This window comes from Kitasatospora sp. NPDC088134, from assembly GCF_044741705.1.
Lineage (GTDB): Bacteria > Actinomycetota > Actinomycetes > Streptomycetales > Streptomycetaceae > Kitasatospora.
In genome coordinates, this window is the sequence record NZ_JBIUTD010000022.1 from 116,471 (window position 1) to 129,203 (window position 12,733).

At 73.1% G+C, this 12,733-nt stretch carries 12 protein-coding genes; 9 read left to right on the plus strand and 3 right to left on the minus strand.

Annotation, left to right across the window (positions count from 1 at the left end; all coding sequences use genetic code 11):
• The first annotated feature begins 115 nt into the window (after positions 1-115).
• From ACIOHG_RS28205 to hutI, 6 genes are all read left to right on the plus strand, one after another.
• Positions 116-445 (plus strand): hypothetical protein, encoded by a 330-nt coding sequence (locus tag ACIOHG_RS28205; protein ID WP_400954571.1) that lies wholly within the window; start codon positions 116-118, stop codon positions 443-445.
• A gap of 45 nt (positions 446-490) precedes the next feature.
• Positions 491-1,072, plus strand: coding sequence for a hypothetical protein (locus ACIOHG_RS28210; RefSeq protein WP_400954572.1), 582 nt, complete (start codon positions 491-493; stop codon positions 1,070-1,072).
• 151 nt (positions 1,073-1,223) lie between these two features.
• Positions 1,224-2,891 carry a urocanate hydratase gene (gene hutU, locus ACIOHG_RS28215; RefSeq protein WP_400954573.1) on the plus strand — a complete coding sequence of 556 codons (1,668 nt, stop codon included), beginning with the start codon at positions 1,224-1,226 and terminating at the stop codon, positions 2,889-2,891.
• Between the two features lie 17 nt (positions 2,892-2,908).
• On the plus strand, positions 2,909-4,096 hold the full coding sequence (locus ACIOHG_RS28220) for an allantoate amidohydrolase (protein ID WP_400954594.1): 1,188 nt from the start codon (positions 2,909-2,911) through the stop codon (positions 4,094-4,096).
• Positions 4,081-5,433, plus strand: a complete 1,353-nt coding sequence (locus tag ACIOHG_RS28225) for a formimidoylglutamate deiminase (RefSeq protein WP_400954574.1) — start codon at positions 4,081-4,083, stop codon at positions 5,431-5,433. Before ACIOHG_RS28220 ends, ACIOHG_RS28225 begins: the two co-directional genes overlap by 16 nt.
• A gap of 106 nt (positions 5,434-5,539) precedes the next feature.
• Positions 5,540-6,706 (plus strand): imidazolonepropionase, encoded by a 1,167-nt coding sequence (hutI, locus tag ACIOHG_RS28230; RefSeq protein ID WP_400954576.1) that lies wholly within the window; start codon positions 5,540-5,542, stop codon positions 6,704-6,706.
• A gap of 7 nt (positions 6,707-6,713) precedes the next feature.
• Here the strand turns inward: hutI and ACIOHG_RS28235 are convergent, their stop codons facing one another.
• Positions 6,714-8,222, minus strand: coding sequence for a peptide MFS transporter (locus tag ACIOHG_RS28235; RefSeq protein ID WP_400954577.1), 1,509 nt, complete (start codon positions 8,220-8,222; stop codon positions 6,714-6,716).
• A 316-nt stretch (positions 8,223-8,538) separates the two neighbouring features.
• On the opposite strand from ACIOHG_RS28235, the gene ACIOHG_RS28240 reads away from it, so the two are divergent.
• Both ACIOHG_RS28240 and ACIOHG_RS28245 read left to right on the plus strand, forming a co-directional pair.
• A complete protein-coding gene (locus ACIOHG_RS28240) occupies positions 8,539-9,213 on the plus strand; it encodes a response regulator transcription factor (protein WP_014136090.1) in 675 nt (224 codons plus the stop codon).
• A 13-nt stretch (positions 9,214-9,226) separates the two neighbouring features.
• Positions 9,227-10,468 (plus strand): ATP-binding protein, encoded by a 1,242-nt coding sequence (locus tag ACIOHG_RS28245; RefSeq protein WP_400954578.1) that lies wholly within the window; start codon positions 9,227-9,229, stop codon positions 10,466-10,468.
• Positions 10,469-10,475: 7 nt separating this feature from the next.
• On the opposite strand, the gene ACIOHG_RS28250 is transcribed toward ACIOHG_RS28245, so the two are convergent.
• Entirely contained in the window at positions 10,476-11,003 is a 528-nt protein-coding gene (locus tag ACIOHG_RS28250; RefSeq protein WP_400954579.1) for a GtrA family protein, read from the minus strand.
• A gap of 161 nt (positions 11,004-11,164) precedes the next feature.
• On the opposite strand from ACIOHG_RS28250, the gene ACIOHG_RS28255 reads away from it, so the two are divergent.
• Positions 11,165-12,331, plus strand: coding sequence for a 5-(carboxyamino)imidazole ribonucleotide synthase (locus tag ACIOHG_RS28255; protein ID WP_400954596.1), 1,167 nt, complete (start codon positions 11,165-11,167; stop codon positions 12,329-12,331).
• Here the strand turns inward: ACIOHG_RS28255 and ACIOHG_RS28260 are convergent.
• On the minus strand, positions 12,304-12,733 hold a 430-nt coding region (locus tag ACIOHG_RS28260; RefSeq protein WP_400954581.1), incomplete at its 5' end, for a zinc ribbon domain-containing protein. The two genes, ACIOHG_RS28255 and ACIOHG_RS28260, sit on opposite strands and share 28 nt — an antisense overlap.

The window sequence follows — 12,733 nt, forward strand, 5'->3', positions numbered from 1 at the left end:
TTTCGCCAAAGACCCCTTTTCGTCGGGTTGACGACGGGGGCTGAGCGGGCATCCCTTCCACGAGGGAAACGACAGCTTGGACGGGGGAAGTCCAATGCCACCGCCGATCCACCGGATGAGACTGACCGGACGACTCGGGTCCGGGGCCGACGAATGGTCCTGCCCGCTCTGCGGCCGCCGCATCGCGCTGCGCCGCCCACCGCACCCCGAACTCACCGTGCTCGACCCGGGCGACGAGGAGGCCGTGCACATCGGCGTCCTGGAGCCCGGCAGCGACGCCTCCGCCGCCGCGGACGAGGCCGCCGCCCGCTACGGCGTCGGCCCGGTCCAGCACGTCCCGCGCCCGCCGGCCCGCCCCGGCCAGCCCACCCCCGAGCCCGACGCGGCGGACCGCCGCTGGCTGGCCGAGATCGGCATCGACTGGGACGGCGACGAGGCGGCCTGACGGCCCGTCGGGCGTTAGGGTGGCCGGAAAACCGAGGGGGGTCTCGTGAGGACACGCGCAATCGCGGGGTGGTCGAGTGTCGCCGCCGCGCTCCTGGTGGCGGCGGTCTCCGCCTGGGGGCAGTACGAGACCCGCTCGGGCGGGCGCTCCCTGCTCGCCGACCGGCTCGGACACCCGTGGCTGCTGGGGCTCGCAGCCCTGGCGCTGGTGTTCCTCGCGGGCGTCCTGCTCGGCGACGCCGTCGCCCGGCGGTTCTCGGCGGGCGGACTGCTGCTCGCCCTGGTCCTGTGCGGTCTTGCCGTGCCGGGCACGTTCTTCGGGGGGAACCCGCACACCGAGGTGGTCCGCACGGCCGCGCCGGGCGGTGCCGACCGCGTGCTGACGGTGGTGCACCGCGGCCCCCCGAGCACCGAGACCGAGGTCCAGGAGTGGGTGGTCCAGGTGGAGAGCGGCTCCGGTTGGGCCGGCCGCCGCTGGACGCTGCTCGACGCGGACGGCGTCTGGCCCGGCGCAGGGGCGTTCACCTCCGCGCGCTGGACGGGCCCCGACCGGCTCGCCGTCGTCACCGACACCGAGGTGAAGGTCTACGACTTCTCCGGGGGAGCGCCCGTCCTGGTTCCGGCCTGACCGTTTCCGGCCCGTGCTCCCGAACGCCGCCCCCGGTGGGCGGCGTTCGGTGTTCCGGCGGGGTGGGCGTGGGCTCTGGCCAGCCTCCGACTGTTTGGATATATTCAGTCCTGTTGAAGGTGAATGAAAACATCCGCAAGGAGGCTGGTCCATGGCAGAGCAGGCGAACGGCCCGCGCGAGGTCCGCGCGGCGCGCGGCACCGGGCTGAGCACGCAGGGCTGGCAGCAGGAGGCCGCCCTGCGGATGCTGATGAACAACCTGGACCCGGAGGTCGCCGAGCACCCGTCGAAGCTGGTGGTCTACGGCGGCACCGGCAAGGCGGCCCGGGACTGGCGCTCCTTCGACGCGATGGTGAAGACCCTGCAGGGGCTGAAGCAGGACGAGACCATGCTGGTCCAGTCCGGCCGCCCGGTCGGCGTGATGCAGACCCACGAGTGGGCGCCCCGGGTGCTGATCGCCAACTCCAACCTGGTCGGCGACTGGGCGAACTGGGAGGAGTTCCGCCGCCTGGAGTCGCTCGGCCTCACCATGTACGGCCAGATGACCGCCGGTTCGTGGATCTACATCGGCACCCAGGGCATCCTGCAGGGCACCTACGAGACCTTCTCGGCCGTCGCCGACAAGCGCTTCGGCGGCACCCTGGAGGGCACGATCACGCTCACCGCCGGCCTCGGCGGCATGGGCGGCGCCCAGCCGCTGGCCGTCACCATGAACGGCGGCGTGGCGATCTGCATCGACTGCGACCCGTCCCGGATCGCCCGCCGGATCGAGCACCGCTACCTGGACGTCGAGGCGAAGAACCTCGACCACGCCCTGCAGTTGGCCACCGAGGCCCGCGACAAGCGGCAGCCGCTGTCGATCGGCGTGCTCGGCAACGCGGCCGAACTGGTGCCGCAACTGCTGGCGATGGACGCCCCGATCGACATCGTCACCGACCAGACCAGCGCGCACGACCCGCTGGCCTACCTGCCGATCGGCGTCGCCTTCGAGGACATGGCCTCCTACGCGGCCGAGAAGCCCGCCGAGTTCACCGTCCGGGCCCGCGAGGCGATGGCCCGGCACGTGGAGGCGATGGTCGGCTTCCAGGACCGCGGCGCCGAGGTCTTCGACTACGGCAACTCGATCCGCGGCGAGGCGCAACTCGCGGGCTACGAGCGGGCGTTCGAGTTCCCGGGCTTCGTCCCGGCGTACATCCGGCCGCTGTTCTGCGAGGGCAAGGGCCCGTTCCGCTGGGCCGCGCTGTCCGGCGACCCGCAGGACATCCACAAGACCGACAAGGCCGTCCTCGACCTGTTCCCGGAGAACGAGTCGCTGCACCGCTGGATCAAGATGGCCCAGGAGAAGGTGCACTTCCAGGGCCTGCCCGCGCGGATCTGCTGGCTCGGCTACGGCGAGCGCGACAAGGCCGGCGAGCGGTTCAACGACATGGTGGCGAGCGGCGAGCTGTCCGCCCCCATCGTGATCGGCCGTGACCACCTGGACTGCGGCTCGGTCGCCTCCCCGTACCGGGAGACCGAGGCGATGCTGGACGGCTCCGACGCGATCGCCGACTGGCCGCTGCTGAACGCCATGGTCAACGTCGCCTCCGGCGCCTCCTGGGTCTCCATCCACCACGGCGGCGGCGTCGGCATCGGCCGCTCCATCCACGCCGGGCAGGTCACCGTCGCCGACGGCACCGCGCTGGCCGGCGAGAAGATCCGCCGGGTCCTCACCAACGACCCCGGCATGGGCGTCATCCGGCACGTCGACGCCGGCTACGACCGGGCCGACGAGGTCGCGCAGGAGCGCGGGGTGCGCGTCCCGATGAACGAGCTGTGACCGACGGTTTCGAGGCGATGTGGGCGGAGCTGCTCCCCGTGGGCCGCTCCGCCTCCTCCGGCGGCTACCGGCGGCACGCCTGGAACTCCGCCGACGCCGAGTGCCGGGCCTGGTTCGAGCAGCAGGCCCGGTCCCGCGGCCTGCACTACGAGACCGACCGCAACGGCAACCAGTGGGCCTGGCTCGGCGACCCGGCCGCCGGCGACGCCGTGGTCACCGGTTCGCACCTGGACTCCGTCCCGGACGGCGGCGCCTACGACGGCCCGCTCGGCGTGGTCTCCTCCTTCGCCGCGCTCGACGAACTCCGCGCCCGCGGCGCCGAGTTCACCCGCCCGCTGGCGATCGCCAACTTCGGCGACGAGGAGGGCGCCCGGTTCGGCGTCGCCTGCGTCGGCTCCCGGCTGGCGGCCGGCCTGCTCGACCGGGAGGCCGCGTACGCGCTGCGCGACGCCGACGGCGTCCGGCTGCCCGACGCCATGGAGAAGGCCGGGCACGACCCGGCGCTGATCGGCGCCGACCCCGAACTGCTCGGCCGGATCGGCGCGTTCGTCGAACTCCACATCGAGCAGGGCCGCTACCTGACGGAGGATCAGCCGGTCGGCGTGGCCGGCGCGATCTGGCCGCACGGACGGTGGCGGTTCGACTTCCACGGCGAGGCCAACCACGCCGGCACCACCCGGCTCGACGACCGCCGCGACCCGATGCTCACCTACGCCACCACGGTGCTCGCCGCCCGCAAGAAGGCCCGGCTCGCCGGGGCGCTCGCCACCTTCGGCAAGGTCGCCGTCGAACCCAACGGCACCAACGCGATCGCCTCCCTGGTGCGCGGCTGGCTCGACTCCCGGGCCGCCGACGAGGAGACGCTCCACCGGGTGGTCGACGCCATCGAGCAGGCCGCCGTGGAACGCGGGGAACGCGACGGCGTCCGGGTCGCGCTCACCCGGGAGTCCTTCACCCCCGTGGTCGACTTCGACGGACCGCTGCGCGACCGGCTCGCCGGACGCCTGCAGGCCCCCGTGCTGCCGACCGGCGCCGGACACGACGCCGGCATCCTGGCGTCCGCCGTCCCGACCGCCATGCTGTTCGTGCGCAACCCCACCGGGGTCTCGCACTCCCCGGCCGAACACGCCGAGGAGGCCGACTGCCACGCCGGGGTCGCCGCCCTCGCCGACGTACTGGAGGACCTCGCATGCCGGCCGTCGTGACGTACTGGGCCGAACACGCCTGGCTGCCCGGGGCCGAGGGTCCGGCGGTCGCGCCCCAGGTGCTGATCGAGGCTGGCGCCGACGGGCGGATCACCGCCGTCACCCCCCGCAGCGGCCCCTGCCCGGCGGGCGCCGTCCGGCTCGCCGGGCTCACCCTGCCCGGGCAGGCCAACGCCCACTCGCACGCCTTCCACCGCGCCCTGCGCGGCACCGTCCAGGTCGGCTCCGGCACCTTCTGGACCTGGCGCGACACCATGTACCAGGTCGCCGCCGCGCTCGACCCCGACCGCTACCTGGCGCTCGCCACCGCCGTCTACGCCGAGATGGCGCTCGCCGGGATCACCGCCGTCGGCGAGTTCCACTACCTGCACCACGCGCCCGGCGGCGCCCGCTACGCCGACCCGAACGCGATGGGCGCGGCCCTGGTCGAGGCCGCCGCCCGGGCCGGCCTCCGGATCACCCTGCTCGACACCTGCTACCTCTCGGCCGGCTTCGGCGCCGCCCCCACCGAACCCCAGCTCCGGTTCTCCGACGGCGACGCCGACGCCTGGGCGGCCCGCGCCGACGCCCTGAAGGACACCGCGCACGCCCGGATCGGCGCCGCCGTGCACAGCGTCCGGGCCGTCCCCGCCGAGCAGTTGGACACCGTCGCGCACTGGGCCGCAGTCCGCCGCGCCCCGCTGCACGTCCACCTCTCCGAGCAGACCGCCGAGAACGAGGCCTGCCTCGCCGCGCACGGCGTCACCCCCACCCGGCTGCTCGCCGACCACGGCGTGCTGGGCCCGCGCACCTCCGCCGTGCACGCCACCCACCTCACCGAGGAGGACCAGCACCTGCTGGCCGGCTCCGGCACCACCGTCTGCATGTGCCCCACCACCGAACGGGACCTCGCCGACGGCATCGGCCCGGCCCGCCGGCTCGCCTCGCTGGGCAGCCCGATCAGCCTCGGCTCCGACAGCCACGCCGTGATCGACCCCTTCGAGGAGGCTCGCGCCCTCGAACTCGACGAACGCCTGCGCACCCGCACCCGCGGCCACTGGACCGCCGCCGAACTGCTCCGGGCCGGCACCGAGGACGGCCACGCCTCGCTCGGCTGGCCCGAGGCCGGCCGGCTGGAGCCCGGCGCCCTCGCCGACTTCTGCGTGATCGCCCTGGACTCGGTCCGCACCGCCGGGCCCGGCCCCGAACTCGGCGCCGAGACCGCGGTGTTCGCGGCCGGCGCGGCCGACGTCCGGCACCTGGTGGTCGGCGGCCGGCACGTCGTCAAGGACGGGGTGCACCTGGGCGTACCGGACGTCGGGCGGGCGCTGGCGGAGGCGATCTCCGCGCTGCGGTAGCCGGGGCGACCTGCCGGACGTTCGCCTTCCGCCCCGCAGTTCCCCGCGCCCCCGGCGGGGCGCGGAAGTTCCGTGGACCTACAACCGTTCGAGGACAGAGACGTTCATGAGCCTGCTCATCAGTAACATCGGGTCCCTGGTCACCAACGATCCGGCGTTCGGCACGGGCCCGCTCGGCCTGCTGGCCGACGCCGCGGTGGTGGTGGAGGGCGACCGGATCGCCTGGGTGGGCGAGGCGGCCGCCGCCCCCGCCGCCGACGAGTCGGTGGACGCGGGCGGGCGGGCGCTGCTGCCCGGGTTCGTGGACAGCCACTCGCACCTGGTGTTCGCCGGGGACCGGACGGCCGAGTTCAACGCCCGGATGTCGGGGCAGTCGTACAGCGCCGGGGGCATCAGGACCACCGTCGCGGCGACCCGGGCCGCCTCCGACGCCGAGCTGAACGCCAACCTGACCCGGTACCTGGCCGAGATGCTGCGGCAGGGCACCACCACCGTCGAGGTGAAGTCCGGGTACGGGCTGAGCACCGCCGACGAGGCCCGCTCGCTGCGGATCGCGTCCGGCCACACCGCGGAGACCACCTACCTCGGCGCGCACGTGGTGGGGCCCGAGTACGCGGACGACCCCGCCGGGTACGTGGAGCTGGTCACCGGCGAGATGCTGGCGGCCTGCGCCCCGCACGCCCGCTGGGTCGACGTGTTCTGCGAGCGTGGGGCCTTCGACGGCGACCAGGCCCGGGCCGTGCTCACCGCCGGCATCGCCGCCGGGCTGCTGCCGCGCGTCCACGCCAACCAGCTGACCCGGGGCCCCGGCGTGCAGCTCGCCGTCGAACTCGGCGCCGCCTCCGCCGACCACTGCACCCACCTGAGCGACGCGGACGTGGCCGCGCTCGCCGGCGGCGACACCGTCGCCACCCTGCTGCCGGGCGCCGAGTTCTCCACCCGGGCGCCCTACCCCGACGCCCGCCGGCTGCTGGACGCGGGCGCGAAGGTCGCGCTGTCCACCGACTGCAACCCCGGCTCCAGCTTCACCAGTTCGATGCCGTTCTGCCTGGCCGTCGCCGTCCGCGAGATGGGCATGACCCCGGACGAGGCGGTGCACGCCGCCACCGCCGGCGGCGCGCTCGCGCTGCGCCGCACCGACGTGGGCCGGATCGCCCCCGGGGCCCGGGCGGACCTCCAGCTGCTGGACGCGCCCTCGCACGTCCACCTGGCCTACCGCCCGGGCGTCCCGCTGACCGCCGCCGTCTGGCAGGGCGGGGTCCGCCGGGTCTGACCCGCCGTCAGCGCGCCTCGCCCATCAGCCGCCCGACCCGGCCGCGGGCGGCGAACAGGCCGACGCCCGCGGCCACCGCCAGCAGGCCCTGGGCGGCGAAGTACCAGGTCGAGCCGACCACGTCGTCGCCGAGCAGCAGCTGGGCCAGCGCGGCCACGCAGTCGCCCGCGGTGACGGCGAGGAACCAGACGCCCATCATCTGGCTGGCGTACTTCGCGGGGGCCAGCTTGGTGGTGACGGAGAGTCCGACGGGGGAGAGGGTCAGCTCGCCGGTGGTCTGGATCAGGTAGACCACCGCCAGCCAGAGCGGGGTGACCTTGGTGCCGCCGGTGGCCGCGGCCATCGCCAGCATCATCACCAGGAAGGACGCGCCGATCATCAGCAGGCCGAAGGCGAACTTCGCGGTGGTGGAGGGGTTGCGGCCGCGGCGGGCGGCGGCGTTCCACAGCCAGGCGAAGACCGGGGCCAGCGCCATGATGTAGAGCGGGTTCAGCGACTGGAACCAGCTGGACGGGAACGAGAAGCCGAACAGGCTCCCGGCGGTGTTGCGCTCGGCGAACACGCTGAGCGTCGAGCCGGACTGGTCGTAGATCATCCAGAACACCGCGGCGGCGACGAAGAACCAGACGTAGCCGCCCATCCGGGAGCGCTCCGCTCCGGTCAGGTCGCGGTCGCGTCGGATGCGGGTGAACACCAGGACGGGAACGGCGAGGCCGGCCAGCGACAGCGGCCAGATCGCCCAGGAGACGGTGAAGTGCCCGGTGCCGGCGACCACGCCGTAGAACAGCGCGGCGGCGGCCAGCCAGAGCGCGCCCTTGCGCAGCACCGCGCGGCGCTCGTCGGGCGTCAGCGGCGCGGAGACCTCGTCCGAGCGCGGGCTGAGGTGGCGGGTGCCCAGCAGGTACTGGATCAGGCCGAGCGCCATGCCGATGCCGGCCAGCGCGAAGCCCAGGTGCCAGTTCACCTTCTGGCCGACGGTGCCGATCACCAGCGGCGCCAGGAAGGCGCCGAGGTTGATGCCCATGTAGAAGATGGTGAAGCCGCCGTCGCGGCGCGCGTCGTCGCCCTTCTCGTAGAGCTGGCCGACCATGGTCGAGATGTTGGCCTTGAGCAGGCCGGAGCCCACCGCGATCAGCACCAGGCCGGCGAAGAAGGACGCCCGGGCGGGCACCGCCAGCAGGAAGTGTCCCGCCATGATGACCGCGCCGCCGAGCGCCACGGTCCGCCGGGCGCCGAGCAGGCGGTCGGCGATCCAGCCGCCGGGCAGCGCCAGCAGGTAGACCATCGCGTTGTAGACCGAGTACACGGCGGTGGCGGTGGCCACCTGCATGCCGAGGCCGCCCTCGGACGCCTTGGCGGACATGTAGACCACCAGCAGGGCGCGCATGCCGTAGAAGCTGAAGCGCTCCCAGGTCTCGGTCATGAAGAGGGTGGCCAGGCCGCGGGGGTGGCCGAGGAAGGTCCGCTCCGGGGTGGCGGAGGGCCGTACCCCGGTCTCCAGGGTGGTCGAAGCCATGCTGATTCCTTGCCTGTTTTCTCGGGTTCCCCACCACTCTAAGTCGCGGATTCGGTTGACTGCGGAGCGTGAATGGTATGCGGAAGGTAAAGCGTGGGGGCTGTGCACTGTGCAGTTCGATGATGCGGCGAAAGAATAGCCTGCAATCCGAAGGTCGGTGCGAAGAATGTCCGTGAAAGCGCAGTTGCTCTCGAAGATGCCCGCGAACCGACGATGATCACCGGCTGTGACACTGTTCACAGTGCACCTGACAGCCCCGTCCGCACTCCCGAAGACCCTCTGATCAGCGGCCCCGGCGCGGTCTACCATCGCCCCTATGACCTGTGTGCTGCTGGCCGAGGACGACCCGGCAATCTCCGAACCGCTGGCCCGCGCCCTGCGCCGCGAGGGCTACGAGGTGCTCGTCCGCGAGGACGGACCGGCCGCCCTGGGCGCCGGCCTCAGCGAGGACGTCGACCTGATCGTGCTGGACCTCGGGCTCCCCGAGATGGACGGCCTGGAGGTGTGCCGGCGGCTGCGCGCCGACGGCAAGAGCTTCCCGGTCCTGGTGCTCACCGCCCGCGCCGACGAGGTGGACACCGTGGTCGGCCTGGACGCCGGCGCCGACGACTACGTCACCAAGCCGTTCCGGCTGGCCGAACTGCTCGCCCGGGTCCGGGCCCTGCTCCGGCGCGGCAACGTCGACCAGCTCACCACCGGCGCGCACGGCGTGAAGATCGACATCGAGTCGCACCGCGCCTGGCTCGGCGAGGAGGAACTCACCCTCTCCGCCAAGGAGTTCGAGCTGCTGCGGGTCCTGGTGCGGGACGCCGGACGGGTCGTCACCCGCGAGGAGATCATGCGCCAGGTCTGGGACACCACCTGGTGGACCTCCACCAAGACCCTCGACATGCACATCTCCTGGCTGCGCAAGAAGCTCGGCGACGACGCGGCCAACCCCCGCTACATCGCCACCGTGCGCGGCGTGGGCTTCCGCTTCGAGAAGAACTGAAGGTCCGCCCGGCGTGAAACGCAGGATGATCAACTCGCTGCTGGGCGTCGTCCTGGTGGTGGTCGCGGTGTTCTGCGTCCCGCTGGCCCTGATCGAGAAGCAGTCGATCGTCAACGCGGCCAACGACCGGGTGGACGCGGTGGCGGTCCGGGTGCTCGGCCTGGTCGAGAGCCGGCTCGCCGCCGGCGAGCCGGTCAGCGGCGAGAAGTTCGCCGCCGTGGTCTCCGGGGACGACTACTACGTCACCGTGGACATCCCCGAACAGCCGCTGATCGCCCTCGGCCGCCCGGTCGAGGGGGACTCGCTCACCGCCACCGAGACCGGCGCCAGCGGCGAGACCGTCACCGTCGCGCAGTCCCGCAAGGCGCTCGACCACGAGATCGGCAACATGCTGCTGCTGCTCGGCGTGGTCGCGCTGCTCGCCGTCCAGGCCGCCGTGGCGCTCGCGGTCTGGCAGGCGAAGCGGCTGGCCCGGCCGCTCACCGAACTCGCCGAGACCGCCGAACGCCTCGGCTCCGGCGACCCCCGGCCGCAGGGCCGCCGCTACGGCGTCCCCGAACTCGACCGGATCGCCGAGGTGCTGGACACCAGCGCCGAGCGGATCGCCCGGATGCTCACCGCCGAACGCCGGCTCGCCGCCGACGCCTCGCACCAGCTGCGCACCCCGCTCACCGCGCTCTCCATGCGGCTGGAGGAGATCACCGCGCTGGCCGAGGACCCCGGCACCGTCCGGGAGGAGGCCGCGATCGGCCTCCAGCAGGTCGAGCGGCTCACCGACGTGGTGCAGCGGCTGCTCACCAACCAGCGCGACCCCAACAACCCGACCGCGGTGGCCTTCCCGCTCGACGAGGTGCTCAAGCAGCAGCTGGAGGAGTGGGGCCCGACCCTGCGCGACGCCGGGCGCCGGCTGGCCGTCGAGGGCCTGCGCGACGTCCGGGTGCTGGCCACCCCCGGCACCGTCTCCCAGGTGCTCGCCACCCTGATCGAGAACTCGCTGATGCACGGCGACGGCACCATCACCCTGCGGGTGCGCCGCTCCGGCAGCTCGGTGGTCGCCGAGGTCCAGGACGAGGGCGCGGGCGTCCCGCGCGAACTCGGCAACCGGGTCTTCGAGCGGGCCGTCAGCGGCCGCAACTCCACCGGCATCGGCCTGGCCGTGGCCCGCGACCTCGCCGAGGCCGACGGCGGCCGCCTCGAACTGCTGTCGCTCCGGCCGCCGGTGTTCGCGCTCTTCCTCGCCCACGCGGACGGCTGACGCGGCGTCAGGACGCCAGGCTGCTCTTCTCGTCCTCGGCGGCCAGCAGCAGCTCGGCCTCGGCCACCACCTCGGGGTCCGCCAGCTCCGGCATCGCCTTGAACACCCAGGTGCGGTAGGAGACGAACCGGAACACGGTGCCCGCGGCCAGGCCGACCACGTTCTTGGCGATCAACTGGCTGAAGTGCGAGTGATAGCCGAGCACGTGCACCGAGAAGGCCAGGATGCCGTTCTCGATCAGCAGGCCGATGCCGCTGAACAGCAGGAAGAGGGTGATCTCGCGCTTGCGCGAGCTGGCGTCCCGGTCCTTGTAGAGCCAGTAGCGGTAGCCGAGGTAGTTGGTGAAGATGGAGACCGCGCCGGAGATCAGGCCCGCCGCCGAGTTGACCAGGCCGCTGGCCTGGAGGCAGAGCGCGAAGACGCCCGCGTTCACCACGACGCCGGAGACGCCGATCACGGCGAAGCCGACCGCCTCCAGGGACATTCCGCGGAGCCGCTGGAGCAGGGTGGGGCGCGTTGCGGTGGTGCTCGTCATCCGGGCCGTCTCCGTCTACGTCTACTTCACATGATCGGATAAGAGGTGTCGTGCAATCCGGCCCACCAGGCTACCCGCCCTTCCTGAGTGCTCCGCCCCCGCCGGGGCGCGGGCGGACCGCCCGCACGCCGGTGACCTGGCCCCCGACCGGCCCGGATATCCTGGGGCGCGTGACTGTAGCGGGCAATGCGAACTTTCCAGTGGTCGGAGTCATCGGCGGCGGGCAGCTCGCCCGCATGATGCACCAGGCGGGCATCCCGCTGGGCATCCGCTTCAAGCTCCTCGCTGACACCCCCCAGGAGTCGGCCGCGCAGGTGGTCGGCACCACCGTGCTCGGCGACTACCGCGACCTCGACACGCTGCGGGCCTTCGCCGCCGACTGCGACGTGATCACCTTCGACCACGAGCACGTGCCCACCGAGCACCTGCGCACCCTGCAGGCCGAGGGCATCGCCGTCCGCCCCGGCCCCGACGCGCTGGTCAACGCCCAGGACAAGGGCATCATGCGGGCCAAGCTGGACTCGATCGGCGTCCCCTGCCCCCGGCACCGGCTGGTCGCCGACCCGGCCGACGTCACCGCCTTCGCCGAGGAGGGCGAGGGCTACCCCGTCGTCCTGAAGACCGTCCGCGGCGGCTACGACGGCAAGGGCGTCTGGGTCGTGAAGGACGAGAGCGAGGCCGCCGCCCCCTTCCTGGCCGGCGTCCCGGTGCTCGCCGAGGAGAAGGTCGACTTCCTGCGCGAGCTCGCCGCCAACGTGGTCCGCTCGCCCAGCGGCCAGGCCGTCGCCTACCCCGTGGTGGAGTCCGTCCAGGAGAACGGCATCTGCGCCGAGGTCACCGCCCCCGCGCCCGGCCTCGACCCCGCGCTCTCCGACGAGGCCCAGCAGCTCGCCCTGCGGATCGCCGGCGAACTCGACATCACCGGCCACCTCGCCGTCGAGCTGTTCCAGACCCGCGACGGCCGGATCCTGGTCAACGAACTCGCCATGCGCCCGCACAACTCCGGCCACTGGACCCAGGACGGCGCCGTCACCTCCCAGTTCGAGAACCACCTGCGCGCCGTCCTCGACCTCCCGCTCGGCGACCCCCGCCCCCGGGCCCCCTGGACCGTCATGGTCAACGTGCTCGGCGGCGACTACCCCGACATGTACCGCGCCTTCCTGCACTGCATGGCCCGCGACCCCGGCCTCAAGATCCACATGTACGGAAAGGACGTGAAGCCCGGCCGCAAGGTCGGCCACGTCAACGTCTTCGGGGACGACCTCGAAGACGTCCGCGAGCGCGCCCGCCACGCGGCCGCCTACCTGCGAGGAACGATCACCGATTGACCTGGAAGTCCCCTCGGCCTCGCGGCCGGGCCGCCGGGCGCGAGCGCGGCGGTCGGGACGATTTCCTGCTTCATCGACGACTGCCCGCCCGGAGTGCTCCGTTGAGGTCGTACACCGTCTCCACAGGCGGCAACCGCCAGCCCGGCGGCCAGGATGTTGCGCGCCGCGTTGACGTCCCGGTCGTGGACGGCGCCGCAGGCGCACTCCCACCCGCGGACGCCCAGCGGCAGGGCGGCGCGGACGGTTCCGCAACTGCCGCACAGCTTGGAACTGGGGAACCAGCGATCGACGACGATCAGCTCGCGGCCGTAGTGAGGTCGGTCCGGGGCGCCCTGCCGACGTTGCCGTCGGTGGGTTTCCCCGAACCGCCTCCCGAACCCGCCGTGCGCCTCACAACGCAAC

What these genes read in the sequence shown, in the direction of transcription:
- ACIOHG_RS28205 (WP_400954571.1), top strand. Translation starts at nt 116, where the DNA reads ATGAGACTGACCGGACGACTCGGGTCCGGGGCCGACGAATGGTCCTGC.
- hutU (WP_400954573.1), top strand. Translation starts at nt 1,224, where the DNA reads ATGGCAGAGCAGGCGAACGGCCCGCGCGAGGTCCGCGCGGCGCGCGGC.
- hutI (WP_400954576.1), top strand. Translation starts at nt 5,540, where the DNA reads ATGAGCCTGCTCATCAGTAACATCGGGTCCCTGGTCACCAACGATCCG.
- ACIOHG_RS28225 (WP_400954574.1), top strand. Translation starts at nt 4,081, where the DNA reads ATGCCGGCCGTCGTGACGTACTGGGCCGAACACGCCTGGCTGCCCGGG.
- ACIOHG_RS28250 (WP_400954579.1), bottom strand. Translation starts at nt 11,003, where the DNA reads ATGACGAGCACCACCGCAACGCGCCCCACCCTGCTCCAGCGGCTCCGC.
- ACIOHG_RS28220 (WP_400954594.1), top strand. Translation starts at nt 2,909, where the DNA reads ATGTGGGCGGAGCTGCTCCCCGTGGGCCGCTCCGCCTCCTCCGGCGGC.
- ACIOHG_RS28240 (WP_014136090.1), top strand. Translation starts at nt 8,539, where the DNA reads ATGACCTGTGTGCTGCTGGCCGAGGACGACCCGGCAATCTCCGAACCG.
- ACIOHG_RS28235 (WP_400954577.1), bottom strand. Translation starts at nt 8,222, where the DNA reads ATGGCTTCGACCACCCTGGAGACCGGGGTACGGCCCTCCGCCACCCCG.